The following is a 19643-nucleotide window of genomic DNA, read 5'->3' as shown; positions in this document are numbered from 1 at the left end:
GACACGTGATGACAGAATGCATCGAGTGCGGGGCCGACGTGACCCTGCACGACGACCTGGAAGCCGGAGAGATTCTCGACTGTACCACCTGCGGTGCCGAGCTGGAAGTGCTCGCCACAGACCCCGTCGAACTCGACGTGGCACCCGAGCTCGAAGAGGACTGGGGGGAATAAGCCGATGAAGGTCGGACTGCTCTACTCCCGGATTCGCAGGGACGAGAAGCTGCTCCTCTCGGAACTGCGCGAGCGTGGCCACGAGGTCGTCAAGATCGACGTCCGGACCCAGCAGTTCGGCCTCACCGAACCGCCAGCCATCTTCGAGGGCCTGGACGTGGTGCTCGACCGCTGTGTCGCGACCTCGCGCAGCCTCTACATCACCACGTTCTGTGAGGCCTACGGCATCCCGGTCGTGAACTCGGCCGAGACAGCCGAGGTCTGTGCCGACAAGGCGAAGAACAGCCTCGCACTGGCTGGTGCGGGCGTCCCGACGCCCGAGACCAAGGTCGCGTTCACCACGGACGCGGCCCTCGAAGCCATCGAGGAGTTCGGCTACCCCTGCGTTCTCAAGCCCGTCGTGGGCTCGTGGGGCCGCCTGATGGCGAAGATCGACTCGCGCTCGGCCGCCGAGGCCATCCTGGAGCACAAGGCCACGCTCGGGCACTACGAGCACAAGGTGTTCTACATCCAGGAGTTCGTCGCCAAGCCGGACCGCGACATCCGCGTCCTCGCCACCGACGGCGAGCCGGTCGCGGCGATGGCGCGCTCCTCGGAGCACTGGCTCACGAACGCGGCCAAGGGCGCCGAGACTGAAGAGTTCGAACTCGACGACGAGGCCAAGGCGCTGGTCAAGCGCGCCTCCGAGGCGGTCGGCGGGGGCCTGCTCGGCATCGACCTGATGGAGACCGACGAGGGCTACACCGTCCACGAGGTCAACCACACGGTCGAGTTCAAGTCGCTGAACGACGCCTCGAAGGTCGACGTGCCCGCGAAGGTGGTCGACTGGCTCGAATCGGTCGTCGAGACGGACGCCGAGACAGACGACGTGGCCGAGGTGACAGCCTGATGGGCGTGACGACGGCCACGGACGAGGAAAGTGAGACCGTCTCCGCCAGCGTCGTCGGCGGCTCCGGCTTCACGGGCGGGGAACTCCTCCGCCTGCTCGCCGGCCACCCCAATTTCGAACTGACGCAGGCGACGAGCCGCCAGTACTCTGGTAAATCCATCGGGAGCATCCACCCGAATTTCCGCGGCTCGGAACTCCGTTTCACCGAACCTGACGACCTCGAATCGGTCGACGTGCTGTTCGCGGCGACGCCCCACGGCGTCACGATGGAGCACATCGACGAGTTCGAGGACGCGGCAGACACGGTCGTCGACCTCTCGGCGGACTTCCGTCTCGCCACCGAGGGACAGTACGACGACTGGTACGACGGGCACGCGTGCCCGGAGAAACTGGAGAAGGCCGAATACGCGCTCCCCGAGGTGAACCGCGAGAACCTGCCCGGGGCGGACATCATCGCCTCCGGTGGGTGCAACGCGACGGCCACCATCCTCGGCCTGAAACCGCTCGCCGATGCTGGTGTCCTCGACGGTGCACACGTCGTCGTGGACGTGAAGGTGGGCAGTAGCGAAGGCGGCGCGGGCGGCGGCGAGGCCTCCAGCCACGCCGAGCGCTCCGGCGTCGTCCGTCCCTACGCGCCGACGGGCCACCGCCACGAGGCGGAAATCGAGCAGTGGCTCGGCCTCTCGGTCTCGTTCACCTGCCACGCCGTGGACATGGTCCGCGGCGCGAGCGCGACCTGCCACGTCTTCCCCGACGGGCCGGTGTCGAAGCGCGACCTCTGGACCGCCTACCGCGGGGCCTACGAGGACGAACCCTTCATGCGCCTCGTCGCGGGCGGCTCCGGCTCGTATCGCTACCCCGAACCGAAGGCCGTCGCCGGGACGAACTACGGCGACGTCGGCTTCGAGCTCGACGCCGCGAACAAGCGCATCGTCGTGTTCTCGGCCATCGACAACATGATGAAAGGCTCGGCCGGCCAGGCCATCCACGGCGCGAACGTCGCTTTGGGATTCGAGGAGACTGCCGGACTAGAGTTCACGGGGCTGCACCCCGTGGGGAGTCCCTGAAATGACGACGGTCGTCAAGATCGGCGGTGCCCGCGCCGTCAACCCGGAAGGGGCACTCGCCGACGTGAAGGACCTCGTCGCCGCCGGCGAGGAGGTCGTGGTCGTCCACGGCGGCTCGACCGCGGTCGACGAGACGCTCGAAGCCCTCGGCAAGGAGCCGACCTACGTCGAGACCCCCGGCGGCGTCGTCGGGCGCTTCACCGACGAAGAGACCATGGAGGTGTTCCAGATGGTCATGCCGGGCAAGCTCAACACGCAGCTGGTCGAAGGGCTCCAGAACCAGGGTGTGAACGCGGTCGGCCTCTCCGGGGTCGACGGCGGCCTCCTGAAGGGGAAGCGCAAGTCCGCGGTTCGCGTCCTCGAGGACGGCAAGAAGAAGATCAAGCGCGGTGACCACTCCGGGAAGCTGGAGTCCGTGAACACCGACCTCCTCGACACTCTGCTCTCGGGCGGCTACACACCGGTCGTGACCGTCCCGATGCTGGGCGAGGAGCGTGACGGAACGCTCACCGCGGTGAACGCCGACGCGGACCGTGCCGCAGCTCACGTCGCGGGCGCACTCGGCGCGGACCTCGTGGTCCTCACCGACGTCTCCGGCGTCTACGCCGACCCCGAGGACGAGTCGACCCGCATCGACACGGTCGAGACGGCCGAGGACTGGGACGGCCTCGAAGCCGCCGCGGAAGGCTTCATGACGAAGAAGGTGATGGCGACGAAGGAAGCCCTCGAGACGGGAGCGTCCTCCGTCGTGGTCGCCACCGCGAACAACGACGAACCCATCCAGTCCGCACTCGCGGGCGACGGCACGACAATTCTGCCGAGTGCCCTCGGACTGACCGACGCCGACACAGCCGACGACGAGCAGGAGGTGACCCAGTAGATGCCCAACGACTTCGTCTTCTCACGCAAACCCATCAGCATCGAACGCGGCGAGGACGTGTTCCTCTACGCCGACGACGGTACCGAGTACCTGGACATGGGCGCGAGCTACGCCTGCACGCCCGCCGGCCACTCCCACCCGGACGTGGTCGGCGCGGTGCAAGAGCAGGTCGCAGACCTCACCTTCGTCCAGGGCTCGTACCCGACCAGTTCGCGCGACGAGCTCTACGAGAAACTCGGCGCGCTCGGGCCCGAGGGAATCAGCAACGTCTGGCTCTGTAACTCGGGGACCGAAGCCAACGAGGCGGCTCTCAAGTTCGCACGCAGTGCGACCGAGAGTACGAAAATCGTCGCCACCAAGCGTGGCTTCCACGGCCGCACCATGGGCGCGCTCTCGGCAACCTGGAAACCGAAGTACCGCAAGCCGTTCGAGCCGCTCCTTTCGGACGTGGAGTTCGTGAGCTACGGCGACGCGGAGGAACTCGCTGAAGCCGTGGACGACGACACCGCGGCCGTCATCCTCGAGCCCGTGCAGGGCGAGGGTGGCGTGAATCCCAGTACGACGGAGTTCCTCGAAGCGGCCCGCGAGGCGACCGAGAACCACGGCGCAGCCCTGGTCTTCGACGAGGTCCAGACCGGCCTCGGCCGCACTGGCTCGTTCTGGGCCTGCGAGGCCGCGGGCGTCACCCCGGACATCGTGACGAGCGCGAAGGGGCTGGCGAATGGCCTGCCGCTTGGCGCGACGCTGTGTGCCGACTGGATCGCCGAGGACGCGGGCCCGCACGGCTCGACGTTCTCCGGCGGCCCGGTCGTCTCCGCCGCCGCGTCCGCGACCCTCGACGTCATCGTGGACGAGGACCTGCCGGGCAATGCCCAGGCAGTGGGCGACTACCTCGTGTCCGAACTCGAGGCTGCAGACCTGCCGGTCCGCGACATCCGTAACTCGGGCCTGCTCGTCGGTATCGAGGTCGGGCGCAAGGCGAACAAGGTCCTGCGCGACCTCGCCATCGAGCACCAGATTCTGGCGCTCCCGGCCGGGAGAACGGTCGTCAGACTGCTCCCGCCGCTGACGATGACGAAAGCCCACGCCGACGAGGTCGTCGAGGCGCTTTGCGACATCCTGGGGACGGAGGAATGAGCACGAGCATGGCAACCCAGATCAGCGACGGGGTCGCCCGCGAACTGCTCGAATCCATGGTCTCCATCCCCTCGCCCTCGGGTGAGGAGATGGCGGCCGCCGAGCGCCTGCGGAACTTCTTCCAGGCTCACGACCGGGACGCGTACATCGACGAGGTCGGGAACGTCCGCGCACCCGCCGACGACTCGGTCCTGCTGACCTCGCACATCGACACGGTGCCCGGAGACATCCCGGTCCGTATCGAGCAGGAGGACGGCGAGGACGTGCTCTGGGGCCGCGGGACCGTCGACGCGACCGGGCCGCTGTGTGCGATGGCCGTCGCGGCCGTCCGCACCGGCGTCTCCTTCGTCGGCGTCGTCGGTGAGGAGTCCGACTCCCGCGGCGCACGCTTCCTCGTCGAAGACCGCGAGGAACCCGAGGCCGTCATCAACGGCGAGCCCTCGGGCTGGGACGGCGTGACGCTGGGCTACCGCGGCTTCCTCACTGCAAAATACACCGCACACACCGATTCCGCACACACCTCGCGCCCCGAGCCCAATGCTATCCAGGACGCGATGGCCTGGTGGGGCCGCATCGAGGCGGCCTTCCCGCCCGCCGCAGACGGCGAAGTGTTCGACTCAGTGACCGCGAAGCCCGTCAGTATCGACGGGGGCGTCACCGACGACGGGCTCGCCTACGAGTCGACGATAGACGCACAGTTCCGGATTCCCCCCGGCGCGGACGCCGAAGGCATCCAGGAGACGGTCGAAGACGCGCTCGAGACGGGCACCATCGAGTGGGACGACCACATCCCGCCCGTGATGGCCAGCCCGCGTAGCGAGGTCGCACGAGCGTTCCGCGTCGCCATCCGCCGACGAGGGGGCGACCCCCGCCTCCTCCGCAAGACCGGCACCGCCGACGTGAACCTGTACGCCGCCGCGTGGGACTGCCCGATGGCCACCTACGGCCCGGGCGATTCGGCACTGGACCACGCGCCGGACGAACGCCTCGCACTGTCCGACTACGACAACGCCATCGCGGTCCTCGAGACCGTCTCCGACGAACTGCAATGAGTACCCACACCGATTCCACCACACCGATGCCAGCACCGAACACGAAGCACTTCCTGACCGTCGACGACCTGACCGCAGACGAACTGCACGCCGTCCTCGAGAAGGCGGCCACCTACAAGCAACAGCTCGCGTCGGGCGAGTCCCACGCCGACCTCGCCGGCAAGACGCTGGCGATGGTGTTCGAGAAGCCCTCGACGCGCACCCGCGTCTCCTTCGAGACCGGGATGACCCAGCTCGGCGGCCACGCCGTCTTCCTGGGCCCGGACGACACGCAACTCGACCGCGGCGAACCCATCAAGGACACGGCGCGCGCCCTCTCGGGCTACGTGGACGTCATCATGGCGCGCCTGTTCGACCACGAGGACCTGTCGGAACTCGCGGCCTACGCCGACGTACCGGTCGTCAACGGCCTCACCGACGACGCCCACCCGTGCCAGACGCTCGCGGACCTGCAGACCATCCAGGAGCAGTTCGGCGACCTCTCCGAGGTAACGGCGGCCTGGGTCGGCGACGGCAACAACGTCGCCCAGTCGTTCGCGAAGGGCTGTGCCATGACCGGCATCGACCTGACCGTGGCGACGCCCGAGGGCTACGGCCTCAGCGACGAGACGCTGGAGGCGTGTGCCGACCTCGGCGACGAGCCCACGGTCACCCACGACCCGGCCGAGGCCGTCGCCGACGCCGACGTGGTCTACACCGACGTCTGGGTCAGCATGGGCGAGGAGGACGAACGCGAGGAGAAGGTCGCCGCCTTCGACGGCTTCCAGCTCAACGAGGACCTCCTCTCGGGCTCCGACACGAAGGTCATGCACTGCCTGCCCGCCCACCGCGGCGAGGAGGTCGACGACGACACCATCGAGGGCGAGCGCTCACTCATCTGGCAGCAGGCGGAGAACCGCATGCACGCCCAGAAGGCACTGTTGACTAGTGTAGTGCGCGGGTTCTGACGAGGATCGCCAGCGCGATTCCGAGCAACAGCCCGTAGACGACGTGCCCGACGAGGGGCATGATGGCGATATTCGGGATGGGCAGCCCCTGACCGAAGCCGACGTTGTTCAGCCAGAGCGGCCAGAGGAACACGATGTTGAGTGCCCACAGCGCGACACCGAAGGCGACGGCCGTGCCGGCACCGACGTGATACGCGCCGATCTTCTCCCGGAGGGGTTCGCGGTCGACGACGACGCCGAACAGCGCACCGAAGAGGGCGCTGTGAGCCAGGTGGGCCACCCAGCCGAGGCTCAGGCTCGGCTCGCCCAGCGTGTACATCGCGCCGATTGCGGTCATCCGGCCGAGCTGGAACTGGATGAGCAGGCCGAACGCGACCCCGGCGACCAGCCCCGCGATTCCGCCCCCCAGTACCATCGCGTTGCGACTCTCTATCGAATCGATACCGTCAGTCGATATGGACATACCGTGAACAACTGGGTGGGTATGAAAAGACGTGACCCGGTCGTGTGTCGGAGATGCACGCGTTATCGGCGATTACCGCCGTTTACTGCGGTTGCGTGCCGGTCTCCGACTCCATGCTCCCGGTGGTGAACGTCGCGAGCGGGTACGCCGCGCCGAGGACGCCACCGTAGGCCAGGTGCCCGATGAGGCTCGTCATGCTGATGTTGGGGAACGCCGGTGCGCCGGCGAAGCCCACCGCCTGCAGCCAGAACGGCATCACGGTGACGGCGAGTACCAGCCAGAGGACGGCCCCGAAGGCGAGCCCCGCGGCGACGTTCTTCTGGACGTCAGCGCCGAGCTGTGGCAGTTGCTGGTGGATGGCCGCGAAGGCGACCCCCAGCGTGGCGGAGATGGACATGTGGATTATCCAGCCCGCCAGGCCACCCGAGAGCCCGAGCAGCGCCGGGATTCCCCGCTCGATGACGCCCGGCACCTGCATCGTCATGAGGATACCGAACACTGCACCGCCGAGGAGCCCCGCGACGACACCCCCCTGCCATTGTTTCATTTTCGTGGTCTTTTCAACGCTCGTAGGAGTTGTGGTTTGCGGTCCCATAGTATAAGATATGCGTCGGATACGGGAAAGCACTGGTGCTTGTTGGCATGACACATGCACTCCCCAGATGCGCATGAGGTTACCGGGACAGGTCGGGTCGAAAGAATCAGGTAGGGCCCCGCCGGAGTACGAATCGAACACCAATGGCGGAGCCACTGCGTGCACGCGCCGGGGAACTCAGCGCGGACGAGATACTGGACGCGATGAAGGAGGGGCGACGTGTCCTCATCACGACGGAGATGCTGGGGGTCGAACACGAGGTGACCCTGCGCCACGACGGCCGGATATTCTACTGCGACACCCCGACGACCCTGCACAAACACGAATCCGAGGACGAGATGCGCATGTGCATCGAGAAGCAGGGGTACATCGATATCGACCGCGGGGAGTAATCTTTAGACTGCGCGACTCCTTCTTTCCGCCATGGCAGATGCGACGCCGGACGACCTCGGCGACCTCATGGAACAGCCCGACCCCGGGTTCCGCGAGGTCATGAGCTGCGTCTTCGGCATCCACCAGCACGAGACTCGGACGTACCTTTCGCTCATCGACCAGCCGGGCAGCACCGTCGAGGAACTCGCCACGCAACTCGAACGCGACCGCAGCAACGTGAACCGGTCGCTGTCGACCCTGCTCGAACGCGGCCTCGTCACCCGGGAACGCCGCCTGCTCGACTCCGGCGGGTACGTCTACCAGTACACCGCAGAACCCCTGCCCGAGGCCAAGGAGATGCTCCACACCGCGCTCGACCAGTGGGTCGAGAACGTCCACGACGTCATCGAGGACTTCGACGGCGAACTGGCAGAGTAACGTCAACCAGTCGGCAGCGTTTCGCGGAAACCTGCGCCTTTTTGCCCGCGTAGCGCAATCCGCCGATAATGAGTTCTCTCTCGCTGACCGCGGAGGCACCCGCCGCCCCCGCCGACGCCGACGACGGCGTCTGGCTCGAATGCATCGAGTGCGGCGACACCTACGCACCGTTCGACGAGATCCGATACACCTGTGACTGCGACGCGCTGCTCGAAGTCCGCTACGCGGACCTCCCCACCTGGGACGAGTTCGAGGGTCGCGGCGTCTGGCGGTACTCGGCCGCGCTCCCGTTCGAGGTCGGTGTCACGCTCCCCGAGGGCGACACCCCGCTCCACCGGGTGCCCCGGCTGGAGGAGGACCTCGGCGTCGAGAGCCTCCGAATCAAGCACGAGGGGATGAACCCCACCGGCTCGTTCAAGGACCGCGGCATGACGATGGGCGTCCGCGTCGCCCAGGAGCTCGGCGTCGACCGCCTCGCCTGCGCCTCGACCGGGAACACCTCGGCCGCGCTCGCCGCCTACGGGGCACGGGCCGACCTCGAGACGCTCGTGCTCCTGCCCGCGGGCAAGGTCGCCGCCGGGAAGGTCGCGCAGGCCTCCCTCCACGGTGCGCGCATCCTCGAAGTGGACGGGAACTTCGACACCTGCCTCGACATCGTCCAGGACCTCGCCCAGCGCGGCGAGGCGTACCTGCTGAACTCGCTCAACCCCTTCCGGCTGGAGGGCCAGAAGACCATCGGGCTGGAGATTCTCGAAGCGCACAAGGAGGATTACGGCGAGTACCCGGACCGCATCGTCCTCCCCGTCGGCAACGCGGGCAACACCTCGGCGCTATACAAGTGCTTCCGCGAACTCGTGCAGGCAGGGGCCATCGAGCCCGACGAGGTCCCGAAGCTCACCGGCGTGCAGGCCGAGGGCGCGGCCCCGATGGTCGAGGCCATCGAGAACGGTGCCGAGGAGACCCGTCGCTGGGACGAGGTCGAGACCATCGCGACCGCCATCCGCATCGGCAACCCCGTGAACGCCCCGAAGGCCCTGCCCGGAATTCGCGAGACCGGCGGCACCGCCGTCGCCGTCAGCGACGAGGAGATCACCGCGGCACAGCGCGACCTCGCCGGCGAAGGTGTGGGTGTCGAACCCGCCTCGGCCGCCAGCGTCGCCGGCCTGCGCAAGCTCCGCGAGCAGGGCGACGTCGACGCCGACGAGCGCGTCGTCTGCCTCACGACCGGCCACCTGCTCAAGGACCCCGACGCGGCCGCCGAGGCCGGAGCCGACCCCGAACCGGTCCCGGGCGACACCGCGGGCGTGCTGGAACACCTCGGCGAGTGACCGCCGCCGTCTGACGCCCGTCCGTCGCCGGTCTGCCACCGTTTCTTGTACCCGTGGTACTTCGTCACATACGTGTCACAGCACGCCACCCCAGCTCCCAGTGGCGCGGACCCAGCCGAGCAGTCGCCAGCCGGAGACGACCACGACGCCGCCGCCCTCAGAGCCCGCATCGACGAACTCGAACGCGACCTCGAAGCCCGCGAGTCGCAGGTACAGGCACTCAGACAGCGCTACGAGACGATTCTCGACGGGACCGACGGGAGCGAAGCCCGGTCCGACCCGACCCCCGGACCGGGCGTCCTCTCCCGACTCCGGTCGCTACTCACCTGAGTCGGCCGGTAGAACAGAGACGAGAACAGCGGTTTCGGACCCTTACTCCCCGCCGTTCAGGACGATCTGGCGGACCTCGATGATGCGGTCGTCGTCGTGGAGCGCCTGGATCGCATCGTCGGGAACCTCGCTGTCGACGTTGTAGACGGTGAGCGCCTCGCCGCCGATGGTCTCGCGGGCGTTGAACATCCCGGCGATGTTGACGCCGTAGTCGCCCATGACGCTACCGATGAGACCGATGACGCCGGGCTCGTCGGCGTTGCGCGCGACGACCATGCGGCCGTGCGGGATGGCGTCGACGCGGTAGCCGTCCACGCGGACGATACGCGGGTCGTCACCCGCGAACAGGGTTCCACACACCGAGACCTCCTCGTCGCCGTCGGAGACCTTCACCGTGATGAGGCTCTGGAAGTCCTCGGCCGAGCGGGTCTTGGACTCGGTGACCTCGACGCCGCGCTCCTCCGCGATGCGCGGGGCGTTGACCGCGTTGACCTGCCACTCCAGGGGCTCGAAGACGCCCTTGAGCGCGCTGGCGGTGACGAAGTCGACGTCCTCGTCGGCGATGTCGCCCTGGTAGACGACCGAGATGTTCTCGATGCGGTCGTCGAGCAGCTGGGCGGCGACCTTGCCGGCGGTCTCGGCGAGTTCGACGTACGGCTTGAGACGCGGGAACGCCGTCTCGTCGATGGACGGGGCGTTGAGCGCGTTCATGACTGGCTCGCCCGCAAAGGCGGCGACGACCTGTTCGGCGGTCGAGACGGCCACGTTCTCCTGGGCGGCCTCGGTGGACGCGCCGAGGTGGGGCGTGACGACGACGTCGTCGATGTCGAGCAGCGGGTTGTCCTGGGGGACCGGCTCCTCCGCGAACACGTCGACCGCGGCCCCGGCGAGCACGTCGTCCTCGACGGCGCGGGCGAGCGCGTCCTCGTCGACGACGCCACCGCGGGCGCAGTTGACGACGTAGCCGCCCTCGAGCTTGGCGAGTTCGTCGTCGGAGATCATGTTCTCCGTCTCGTCCGTGAGCGGGACGTGGACGGTGAGGAAGTCGGCGCGCTCGAGACACTCCTCGAGGTCGACGAGTTCGGCCCCGAGCTGTTCGGCGCGCTCCTCGGAGATGTACGGGTCGAACGCGACGAGGTCCATTCCTAAACTATGGAACTTCTTGGCGACCTCCTGGCCGACGCGGCCGAGGCCCACGACGCCGAGGGTCTTCCCGTTGACCTCGGTGCCGAGGTAGTCGCTCTTGGCCCACTCGCCGTCCTTGAGACGGATGTGCGCCTGCGGGATGGAGCGCGCGGCGGCGAACGCCATCGCGACCGTGTGCTCGGACGCGGCACGGACGTTGCCCTCGGGCGCGTTCGCCACGATGACGCCGTGGTCGGTCGCGGCCTCGATGTCGATGTTGTCCACACCGATGCCGGCGCGCCCGACGATGACGAGGTCCTCGGCGGCCTCGAACACCTCGCGGGAGACGTCCGTCCCGGAGCGGACGATGAGCCCGTTGGCGTCGGCCACTGCTTCGAGGAGGGCGTCGCCCTCCACGTCGTACGCTGTCTCGACCTCGTGGCCCGCATCGCTGAGCACGGCCAGGCCGGCGTCCGCGATGGGGTCCGTCACGAGTACCTTCATGCGCGTGGCAACCACCTCGGCAGTGTTAACGCTTCCTGTAACGGTTGAATTTCGTAGAATGAGAGGTTGTGTCACGATAGATGTGAACGGTTCTCTGGGGGTTGATTGGCAGACAGAAGGGACCGACTGACGATCCTGTCTGGCGTTCGAGATGACCGGAAAGCATTCACCCACGATGGCAGAACGGACTCGTATGAATCGGCGGTCCCTGCTGGCACACGCGTCGGTCCTCGTCCTCTCGGGCTGTCTCAGTCAGGGCGACCGTGGTGGACCAGCCCAGACCACCGCGACGAGACCCAGCGCAACAACGTCGTCGCCCCCTCCGTCCTCAGAGACGGACACCGGCACCACGACCCAGACCACGCAGTCGGCCGCGAGTCCGGTTTCGCTCGAAACGGAGAGCCAGACGATACGGACGGCCAGCGCGGAGACGCCGGCGGTCGTCGAACTCTCGCTCACGAACGCGGGACCCGAACCGGTCGCCCTGCTGTTCGGGGCCACGCCACCGTTGACGAACTACAGGGGAGCGCAGGTCGATGGGACGGGGAGCATCCAGCTCTTTCCGCTCGACTCGCAGGGGCGTGTCGGAATCTCGAATACGAACGGCGACGACGAGATAGAGGTCAAACGGTACGACGGGACCTGCTGGGTCGTCGAAGACACTTTCTCCCCGGTTGCGATACTCCAGCAGGAGCGCCTGGAGCCAGACGAGTCGGTCGAACAGCAGTACGAGGTCCTGTCGTCGCGTGACGGGTGCGCACCCGACGGAGAGTACGTGTTCACGGAGGCTGTGGGGTTCCCGGAATCGGACGACGAAGTCGAGCTATCGTTCCGGCTCGAGTACCCGGTCGTCTAGCTGCTGTCGGTCTGGACACCCGGTACGCCGGGTTCGGGCGGTTCCCCTGGCGCGCCCGGCGGGGTGCGGCCGTGGTCGGACGCGGCCTCGTAGGCGTCCCGGTACCGCGACAGTTTCCGGTACAGCACGTACCCGAACGCCCCGTCGTAGGTGAGTACCAGCAGCGACCAGCCCACGTCACCGAGCCCGAGCAGGTCCGGGAGGGCCTCGGCGATGACGACGTTGAACGTCGCGTGGACGAGGATGACGACCAGCAGACCCTTCACCACGATAGCGCCGGCGTGTTCGCGGTTGAACCGGGCGAGCCCGAGGTAGTAGCCCGCGAAGGCGCTGTAGAGGACGTGGCCCGGCGCGCTGAGCAGCCGGGTTGCAGCCACGTCACCCAGCACGAACTGCAGCGGGGCGTAGGGCTGTTGCTGCACCACGTACACCGCCTCCTGGAAGATGTAGCTGAAGTTCTCGACGGTCGCAAACGCCAGGCCCGCGACTGCCCCGTAGACGGCCCCGTCGACGACCCGCGAGAACTGGCGGTCGTCGGCGTAGGCGTACAGCCGAACCGCCAGCAGTTTCGCGACCTCCTCGGCGGGCGCGACGATCAGGAACGCGTACAGGACGACGCCCAGCAGCGGCAAGGTCTCGACGCCCGCGAACGCCGTGTTCCAGGACCCCGCCAGGATGGTGAGCGGGAGGGCGAGCGCGAAGGTGACCACCAGCGGCTGCACCGGTAACTGCGGGCTGGCGAAGGCGTACCAGAGATAGGCCGTGATGGCGAACGCGAGCAGGACCGACAGCAGCGTGTAGCGCCCGAGGCCGGGCACGAGCCAGAGCACGAGCAGGGCCGCCACGACGGAGAGCGCGGCGAGCAGGAAGAGGATGCCGAGGAACAGCACCTTCCAGTACCCGCCGGCGAGCCGCTCTGCACTGAGTGCGAACCGGTCGACGGCGGTTCGTGGCTCCCAGGTGGATACCTCGTACAGGTCGCGCTCGCCGTCGAGCGCCCGCGTCGGTTCCCGGCCGGCCCGTGCGTCGTGGGCCGACCAGTGGACGATTCGATAGAGCTGTTGCGTGAGTCGTCGGATAGCCATGTTCCCCCCGTCCGGTCGCAGGTCTCCTGCCAGCGCGGACACTGGGGGACGGTAGGCGACGGTGACCGATAACGCCTCGCAGCACTCACGCTGCCGAGGGGACCGACGTAGGAGCAGGTTTGAAAGGGGGCCTGCACGAACACGCAGCAGTGAGCCAACGCGCCGACCTGTCGCTTTCCGCCGAGTCGCTCTCGCCCGGGACGAACCTGCTCATTGCCGGTCCCGCGATGACCGGCAAGCGACAGCTGATGTACGAGCTACTCAGCCGTGACGACGACGCGGCCAGCGCGACCGCCATCGTCACGACCCGCAAGGCCGCGGAGACCATCGAGCGCGAGTACCGGAGCGTCGACCCCGACGTGACCCAGCTCGGGCTGGTCGATTGCGTGAGCCGCCAGCGCGGGTTCGACGGGACGCGGGACTCGACCGACCGCCGCTACGTGACCAACGCGGGCGACCTGACCGGCATCGGCATCCGCGCGAGCGAGTTCATGCGCCGGTTCCACGAGGACGACGCGGTCGACACCGCGGGTGTCGGCCTACACACCTCCTCGACGGTCCTCATGTACACCGAACTCCGGCGCGTGTTCCAGTTCTTCCACGTCATGACCGGCCGCGTCGAGTCCGCGGGCTACACCGGCGTCTTCGTCCTCGACACGCCGACGGCCGACAACGCGCTCGACGTGCTGAAGCAGGTGTTCGACGGGCTGGTCGAGGTCAGAGACGGCGAGGACGGCCGCCAGCTCCGGGTCCGGGGCATCGACGCCGGTCCCCGGCACTGGACCGCGTTCTGAGCGTCGCGAAACGTCGCCGGGACCGAGGTTTTCATGCACCCCCGCGACACACTGGCGCACATGACACTCGTCGCGTTCGACTTCGACGGCACCCTCTCGGACTCGGAGATGACGGTCCTGCTCGGCAACCGCATGGGCGTCGCCGACCAGATGACGGAGATCACCCAGCGGGCGATGAACGACGAGATCGGCTACGCCGAGAGCCTGCGCCAGCGCGCGGGCCTGCTGGCCGACCTCGCGGACGAGGAGGCACAGGCCGCCTTCGACGAGGTGGAACTGCGCGAGGGCGCGGCCGACCTCATCCGCGAACTGAACGACCACGACGTGGTCGTCGCCATCTTCACCGGCGGCTTCCAGCGCGGCGTGAAGGCCGCCCTCGAGCGCGAGGGCGTCAGCGTCGACGCCATCGTCTCGAACCGCCTGCCGGTCGAGGACGGCGTCCTCACGGGTGGGGTCGAGGGGCCGCTCATCGAGGGCACCAAGGACACCGCGCTGCGGAACTACGCCGCCGAGATGGAGGTCGCCATCGAGGACACCGTCGCGGTCGGCGACGGCGCGAACGACCTGCCGATGCTCGAAGTCGCGGGGCTCGCAGTCGGCTTCGAACCCAAGCCCGCCGTCGCCCCGTCGTGTGACGAGACGGTGAAGACGATGGCGGAACTGCAGGAGCTGTTTTCGGAGAAGGGCGTCTTCTGACTACGAGAACAGGCTCGTGTGCACCGGCGCGTGCACGTCACCCTCGTCGTCTGATTCCACGGTATCGGTGACCGACTTACCGTCGACGCCATCGTCGAGGAAGTCCGCGAGCGGCGGGCCGACCTTGCCGGGTTCGACGAGGAAGGCGTCGTGGCCGTGGTCGGATTCGACGACGTGGTGGGCACATTCGACACCGACCTCGCGGGCCGATTCGGCCAGCGCCTCGGCCTGCTCGGTCGTGAAGTGCCAGTCGCCGGTAAACGAGAGCGTGAGCAGTTCGCCCTCGAACGCGCCCAGGGCGGTGGCGTCGGACTCGTAGCCCGCCGACATGTCGTAGTCGTCCATGGCGCGGGTCAGGTAGAGGTAGCTGTTGGCGTCGAAGCGCTCGACGAAGTTCTCGGCGTTGTAGTCGAGGTAGGACTCCACGTCGCGGTAGGGGAAGAACGCCCCGGCCGGGTCGGGCGAGTCACGGGACTGCCCGCGGCCGGCGGCCCGGCGGCCGAACTTCTGCTCCATGGAGGCCTTCGAGAGGTACATGACGTGGCCGATACGGCGCGCCTGTTCGAGCCCGTGGTCCGGCTTCGGCTGGTCCTCGCCGTAGTAGTGGCCGCCGTTCCAGTTGGGGTCGGAGGTGATGGCGCGCTGGGCGATGGTGTCGAGCGCGAGGCACTGGGCGTCGAGTCTGGGCGCGGTCGCGACCGCGGCGATTCGGTGCACGTCGTCGGGGTACCGGACCGCCCAGTCGAGGGCGTTCATGCCCCCCACGGAGCCGCCGACGACCGCGAGCAGGCGGCCAACCCCTAAATCGTCGAGCAGGCGGCGCTGGGCGCGGGTCCAGTCGCCGACCGTGACCGGCGGGAAGTCGGTCCCGTAAGGTTCGCCCTCGGGGCCTTCGCTGGCCGGGCCGGAGGAGCCGTAGCACGACCCCGGAACGTTGGCGCAGACGACGTAGTACTCGGTCGTGTCGATGGCTTTGCCCGGCCCGACCACGTCCGCCCACCAGGCGCGGGCCTGGCCGGCGGTTCCCTCGTCGGCACCCGGACGGCGGGCGACGTGCTGGCTGCCGGTGAGGGCGTGACAGACCAGGACGGCGTTCGAGCCGTTGAACTCGCCGTAGGTCTCGTAGGCGATCTCGAGGTCCTCGATGGACTCGCCGCACTGGAAGGTGAACTCGCCCAGCGAGGTCGTGTCCTGTTCGTTGCTCATGCTTCCTCCGTCGCCGCGTCGATGGCCGCCTCGACGTCACGCAGGATGTCAGCCGGGTCCTCGATGCCGACCGAGAACCGCAACATGTCGGGCCTGACACCGGCGGCGAGCTGTTCCTCCTCGGCGAGCTGTGCGTGGGTGGTGCTGGCGGGGTGGATGACGAGGGACTTCGCATCGCCGATGTTCGCGAGGAACGAGGTTATCTCGACGTTCTCGCAGAACCGTTTCCCGGCTTCGAACCCGTCCTCGAGCCCGAACGCGATCATCCCGCCGTAGCCGGAGAGGTACTCGCTGGCGTTGTCGTAGGTGGGATGGTCTTCGAGACCGGGGTAGGTGACCCACGCCACCTCGTCGTGGTCCGAGAGGTGCTCGGCCAGAATCGTGGCGTTCTCGCAGTGGCGCTGCATCCGCAGGCCCAGCGTCTCCAGGCCCTGCAGGGTCTGCCAGGCGTCGAACGGCGACTGCTGGTTGCCGAGGGTCCGCACGGAGCGATAGCGGACCGCGGCGGCGAGCGGCGCGTCGAAGTCGGAGAAGTCGATATCGTGGTAGGCCGGGTTCTTGCCGCCGATTTCGGGGTAGTCGTGGGCGTTCCAGTCGAAGGTGCCGCCGTCGACGACGACGCCGCCGACGGTCGTGCCCGACCCGTGGAGCCACTTCGTCGTGGACTCCCAGACGACGTCCGCGCCGTGCTCGACGGGGTGACAGAGCGCGGGGGTGGCGAACGTGTTGTCGACGACGAGGGGCGCGCCGACCTCGTGGGCGATGTCGGCGACTGCTTCGAAGTCTGGCGTCACCAGCGACGGATTCCCGATGCTCTCGAGGTGGACGTAGGCGGTGTTCTCGTCGACCGCTTCTTCGAAGGCGTCGAGGTCGAGCGTGTCGACGAAGCGCGCCTCGATGCCACGGCGAGAGGCCGCCTTCGAGAGGTAGGAGGTCGTGCCGCCGTAGGTGTCGGTGGAGCAGACGACGTTGTCGCCCGCCTCGGCGAGCACGAACGTGATGGCGTCAAGGGCGGCCATCCCGCTGGCGGTGGCGACCGCGCCGGGGGCGTCGTGGAGCGCGGCCAGACGGTCCTCGAGCGTCTCGACGGTCGGGTTGGAGATACGCGAGTAGATGAAGTCCTCCCGGTCGAGCGCGTAGCGGGCCGCGGCGTCGTCGGCGTCGGGGAACACGTACGACGTGGTCTGGTACAGTGGCGGGGCTCGGGCCCCTGTGTCCGAATCTGGCTCTTGCCCCGCGTGGACTGCGCGGGTGTCGAAGCGAGAGTCCTCGTCCTTGCTCATGTACGTGGTGCATATTTCTCTATGCTCGTATAACCCACAGTTACGGCAATATTGGATGGGACCGACGGCCGTGGCTCGGCAAGCGATGGAAGAGCCAAAAGGTGAGAGAGATGTGGTAGCTCGGTGGGTTCGCAGCGCGACATCGGGCAGGGCCCCGGTATCGCGTGGCTTCGGTGGGGCGACGGTGGCAGTTCGGGGTGGGTGTGAGCACCGAACGGTTCGTCGCGGCCCAGCTAGGAAACGACCGGCCAGGGACAAAGAGTGACACGCCGATTCCCAGTCCCTTGGAACGACAGGAATCGTATACATCTCCGGTCGTTCCACGCCCGGTTCGGTATCGTCATCATCTCCCGGCACCTCTCTCAGGTATGAACGAAGTCGAGGCGGCTATCGAAATCGATGCCCCTGTCGATGTCGTCTGGACGGTTCTGACCGACTTCGAGCAGTACTCGGAGTGGAACCCGTACATCACGGCCGCGAGCGGGGCCGCCACGGAGGGAAGCCGAGTCGAGATCCGACTCACTGCACAGGGTGGACGGACGATTCGACTCGCACCACAGCTCGACACGGTCATCGAGAACGAGGTGCTCGAGTGGAGCGCCCAGTACCTCGCACCGAGGCTGTTCCACGAGCGTCACACCATCGAACTGGAGCCGAGTGACGACGCAGAGACTCGCGTCGTCCAGCGCGTCTCCTTCACCGGCATCTCGGCCGACCAGATGTTCAGCGAGGCGTCGATTCGTGACGGGATAGAGGCGATGAACCAGGCGCTGAAGGAGCGCACCGAATCACTGGTCGTGCTCTAGCTCAGCCGAGGTTGACGTTCACGTTCTTGACCTGCGTGTACTCGCGGATGGCCTCTTCGCCCTGCTCGCGGCCGTTGCCGGACTGCTTGTAGCCGCCGAAGGGCGTCTGGGGGAACGTGACCGGGTACTCGTTGATGGAGACCATCCCGTAGTCCAGGTTCTCCGCGAGGCGGTGCCCGCGGGTGATGTCGTTCGTCCAGATGCCGGCCATCAGCCCGAACGGCGAGTCGTTGGCGATTTCGAGTGCCTCCTCCTCGCTCTCGACCTCGATGACCGAGAGGACCGGCCCGAATATCTCCTCACGGGCGACGGTCATGTCGTTCGTGACGTCGGTGAGGACCGTCGGCTCGAAGAAGTAGCCGTCCTCCTTGTCGGCGGGGCGACCGCCGCCGGTGGCGATGGTCGCACCCTGTGCTTTCGCCTCGTTCACGTACTCGGCGACCGTCTCGAACTGGTCGGCGGACACGAGCGGGCCCATCCGGCCGTCGTCGTCGATGCCGGAGCCCAGCGGCGTGGACTCGGCCATCTCGACCACCCGGTCGACCACCTCGTCGTGGACGTCCTCGTGGACGACCAGGCGCGAGCCGGCCCAGCACATCTGTCCGCAGTTCATGAAGATGCCGTTGCGGACGCCGCCGGCCGCGTCGTCGAGGTCGGCGTCGGGGAAGACGAGCTGTGGACCCTTCCCACCGAGTTCGAGCGTGACTCCGGTGACGTTCTCGGCGGCGGACTCCATGACCCGCTTGCCGATCTCGGTCGAGCCCGTGAACGCGACGTGTTCGACGCCCTCGTGGGTCGTCAGGGCGTCGCCCGCCTCGCTACCCTCGCCAGGCAGGACGTTCATCACGCCATCGGGCAGGCCGGCCTCCTCGGCGGCCTTCGCGTAGTACAGCGCCGACAGCGGCGTCTGGCTGGAGGGTTTCAGGATGCAGGTGTTCCCGCAGGCCAGCGCCGGGGCGAGCGAGCGCCCCGCGAGCTGGAACGGGTAATTCCACGGCGAGACGTGGGCGGTGACCCCGAGGGGTTCGCGGCGGGTGTAGTTCAGGCGCGGGCCGTCGACGGGGACCGTCGAGCCGGTCACCTTGTCGGTCCAGCCGGCGTAGTACCGGAACGTCTTGACGACCATCCCCACGTCGATAGAGGCCTCGAACGGCGTCTTCCCGTTGTCGTGGGACTCGACGAGGACGATCTCGTCTTTCATCTCCTCGATGGCGTCGGCCATCGCGTCGAGCTTCCGGCCGCGCTCGCCCGGACCCATGCGCCGCCACTCGGAGTCGCGCGAAGCGGCGCGCTCTGCAGCGTCTACGGCGCGGTCGACGTCCTCGCGGCCGGCGCAGGAAACCTCCGCGTACTGCTCCTCCGTGGCCGGGTCGAACGTCTCGATGGTCTCGCCGGACGCGGCGTCGGTCCACTCGCCGTCGATGTACAGCTGTGTCGGGCCGTCGTAGGACATGTCCGGCGGTTCGAAAGCAAGCCAATTAGGTTTACTGGATGGCAATTAATGCCACAGCAGTAACCAGTTCCGATTACCCTGTACCGGGCGTCCGGCGCACAGCCTCAGCCTGGAACACCGAATCCCTCGTGGTCGGCGTCATCGCCGGGCTGGTCGGCGGGCTC

The 19643-nt window shown here is 67.7% G+C and carries 22 protein-coding genes; 15 read left to right on the top strand and 7 right to left on the bottom strand.

What is annotated here, in order from left to right:
- The first annotated feature begins 8 nt into the window (after positions 1-8).
- Genes lysW through argF form a run of 7 tightly spaced genes read left to right on the top strand, consistent with a single transcriptional unit; the run spans position 9 to position 6145 of the window.
- Positions 9-173 carry a lysine biosynthesis protein LysW gene (gene lysW, locus N6C22_RS02720; protein WP_261649209.1) on the top strand — a complete coding sequence of 55 codons (165 nt, stop codon included), beginning with the start codon at positions 9-11 and terminating at the stop codon, positions 171-173.
- A 4-nt stretch (positions 174-177) separates the two neighbouring features.
- On the top strand, positions 178-1062 hold the full coding sequence (gene lysX / locus N6C22_RS02715) for a lysine biosynthesis protein LysX (protein ID WP_261649208.1): 885 nt from the start codon (positions 178-180) through the stop codon (positions 1060-1062).
- A complete protein-coding gene (gene argC / locus N6C22_RS02710) occupies positions 1062-2129 on the top strand; it encodes an N-acetyl-gamma-glutamyl-phosphate reductase (protein ID WP_261649207.1) in 1068 nt (355 codons plus the stop codon). Before lysX ends, argC begins: the two co-directional genes overlap by 1 nt.
- 1 nt (position 2130) lies before the next feature.
- Complete coding sequence (locus N6C22_RS02705) at positions 2131-3009, top strand: acetylglutamate/acetylaminoadipate kinase (RefSeq protein ID WP_261649206.1); 879 nt, start codon at positions 2131-2133, stop codon at positions 3007-3009.
- A complete protein-coding gene (locus N6C22_RS02700) occupies positions 3010-4146 on the top strand; it encodes an aspartate aminotransferase family protein (protein ID WP_261649205.1) in 1137 nt (378 codons plus the stop codon).
- Complete coding sequence (locus N6C22_RS02695) at positions 4143-5198, top strand: [LysW]-lysine hydrolase (RefSeq protein ID WP_369684384.1); 1056 nt, start codon at positions 4143-4145, stop codon at positions 5196-5198. The genes N6C22_RS02700 and N6C22_RS02695 overlap by 4 nt, the downstream gene beginning before the upstream one ends.
- Positions 5195-6145 carry an ornithine carbamoyltransferase gene (argF, locus tag N6C22_RS02690; RefSeq protein WP_261649203.1) on the top strand — a complete coding sequence of 317 codons (951 nt, stop codon included), beginning with the start codon at positions 5195-5197 and terminating at the stop codon, positions 6143-6145. The genes N6C22_RS02695 and argF overlap by 4 nt, the downstream gene beginning before the upstream one ends.
- Here the strand turns inward: argF and N6C22_RS02685 are convergent.
- Positions 6123-6608, bottom strand: coding sequence for a hypothetical protein (locus tag N6C22_RS02685; RefSeq protein ID WP_261649202.1), 486 nt, complete (start codon positions 6606-6608; stop codon positions 6123-6125). The two genes, argF and N6C22_RS02685, sit on opposite strands and share 23 nt — an antisense overlap.
- A gap of 82 nt (positions 6609-6690) precedes the next feature.
- Positions 6691-7155: a DUF6789 family protein gene (locus N6C22_RS02680; protein ID WP_261649201.1), complete on the bottom strand. Its 465-nt coding sequence runs from the start codon at positions 7153-7155 to the stop codon at positions 6691-6693.
- A gap of 191 nt (positions 7156-7346) precedes the next feature.
- Here N6C22_RS02680 and N6C22_RS02675 point away from each other — a divergent pair, with 191 nt between their 5' ends.
- The 4 genes from N6C22_RS02675 to N6C22_RS02660 all read left to right on the top strand — a co-directional run bounded on the left by N6C22_RS02675 (position 7347) and on the right by N6C22_RS02660 (position 9671).
- Complete coding sequence (locus tag N6C22_RS02675) at positions 7347-7595, top strand: hypothetical protein (RefSeq protein WP_261649200.1); 249 nt, start codon at positions 7347-7349, stop codon at positions 7593-7595.
- 31 nt (positions 7596-7626) lie between these two features.
- Positions 7627-8013, top strand: a complete 387-nt coding sequence (locus N6C22_RS02670) for a helix-turn-helix domain-containing protein (protein WP_261649199.1) — start codon at positions 7627-7629, stop codon at positions 8011-8013.
- Positions 8014-8081: 68 nt separating this feature from the next.
- A complete protein-coding gene (thrC, locus tag N6C22_RS02665; RefSeq protein ID WP_261649198.1) occupies positions 8082-9341 on the top strand; it encodes a threonine synthase in 1260 nt (419 codons plus the stop codon).
- A 72-nt stretch (positions 9342-9413) separates the two neighbouring features.
- Positions 9414-9671 (top strand): hypothetical protein, encoded by a 258-nt coding sequence (locus tag N6C22_RS02660; protein WP_261649197.1) that lies wholly within the window; start codon positions 9414-9416, stop codon positions 9669-9671.
- Between the two features lie 42 nt (positions 9672-9713).
- Here N6C22_RS02660 and serA read toward each other — a convergent pair whose 3' ends face one another.
- Positions 9714-11300, bottom strand: a complete 1587-nt coding sequence (gene serA, locus N6C22_RS02655) for a phosphoglycerate dehydrogenase (protein ID WP_261649196.1) — start codon at positions 11298-11300, stop codon at positions 9714-9716.
- Between the two features lie 193 nt (positions 11301-11493).
- On the opposite strand from serA, the gene N6C22_RS02650 reads away from it, so the two are divergent.
- Positions 11494-12156: a hypothetical protein gene (locus N6C22_RS02650; protein ID WP_261649195.1), complete on the top strand. Its 663-nt coding sequence runs from the start codon at positions 11494-11496 to the stop codon at positions 12154-12156.
- On the opposite strand, the gene N6C22_RS02645 is transcribed toward N6C22_RS02650, so the two are convergent.
- On the bottom strand, positions 12153-13241 hold the full coding sequence (locus tag N6C22_RS02645) for a PrsW family intramembrane metalloprotease (protein ID WP_261649194.1): 1089 nt from the start codon (positions 13239-13241) through the stop codon (positions 12153-12155). The genes N6C22_RS02650 and N6C22_RS02645 overlap by 4 nt on opposite strands.
- A 149-nt stretch (positions 13242-13390) precedes the next feature.
- Between N6C22_RS02645 and N6C22_RS02640 the strand changes: the two genes are divergently transcribed.
- A complete protein-coding gene (locus N6C22_RS02640) occupies positions 13391-14035 on the top strand; it encodes a recombinase RecA (protein WP_261649193.1) in 645 nt (214 codons plus the stop codon).
- Between the two features lie 60 nt (positions 14036-14095).
- Positions 14096-14731, top strand: a complete 636-nt coding sequence (gene serB / locus N6C22_RS02635; RefSeq protein WP_261652528.1) for a phosphoserine phosphatase SerB — start codon at positions 14096-14098, stop codon at positions 14729-14731.
- On the opposite strand, the gene metX is transcribed toward serB, so the two are convergent.
- Positions 14732-15937 (bottom strand): homoserine O-acetyltransferase, encoded by a 1206-nt coding sequence (metX, locus tag N6C22_RS02630; RefSeq protein ID WP_261649192.1) that lies wholly within the window; start codon positions 15935-15937, stop codon positions 14732-14734.
- Positions 15934-17220, bottom strand: coding sequence for an O-acetylhomoserine aminocarboxypropyltransferase/cysteine synthase family protein (locus N6C22_RS02625; RefSeq protein WP_261649191.1), 1287 nt, complete (start codon positions 17218-17220; stop codon positions 15934-15936). The genes metX and N6C22_RS02625 overlap by 4 nt, the downstream gene beginning before the upstream one ends.
- A gap of 368 nt (positions 17221-17588) precedes the next feature.
- Between N6C22_RS02625 and N6C22_RS02620 the strand changes: the two genes are divergently transcribed.
- On the top strand, positions 17589-18026 hold the full coding sequence (locus N6C22_RS02620) for an SRPBCC domain-containing protein (protein ID WP_261649190.1): 438 nt from the start codon (positions 17589-17591) through the stop codon (positions 18024-18026).
- A 1-nt stretch (position 18027) separates the two neighbouring features.
- On the opposite strand, the gene N6C22_RS02615 is transcribed toward N6C22_RS02620, so the two are convergent.
- Positions 18028-19479, bottom strand: a complete 1452-nt coding sequence (locus tag N6C22_RS02615; protein WP_261649189.1) for an aldehyde dehydrogenase — start codon at positions 19477-19479, stop codon at positions 18028-18030.
- Positions 19480-19643 lie beyond the last annotated feature (164 nt).

Source organism: Haloarchaeobius sp. HME9146 (assembly GCF_025399835.1).
GTDB lineage: Archaea > Halobacteriota > Halobacteria > Halobacteriales > Natrialbaceae > Haloarchaeobius.
The sequence above is the reverse complement of the archived record's forward strand: the minus strand, read 5'-3'. Positions and strand labels throughout refer to the sequence as shown.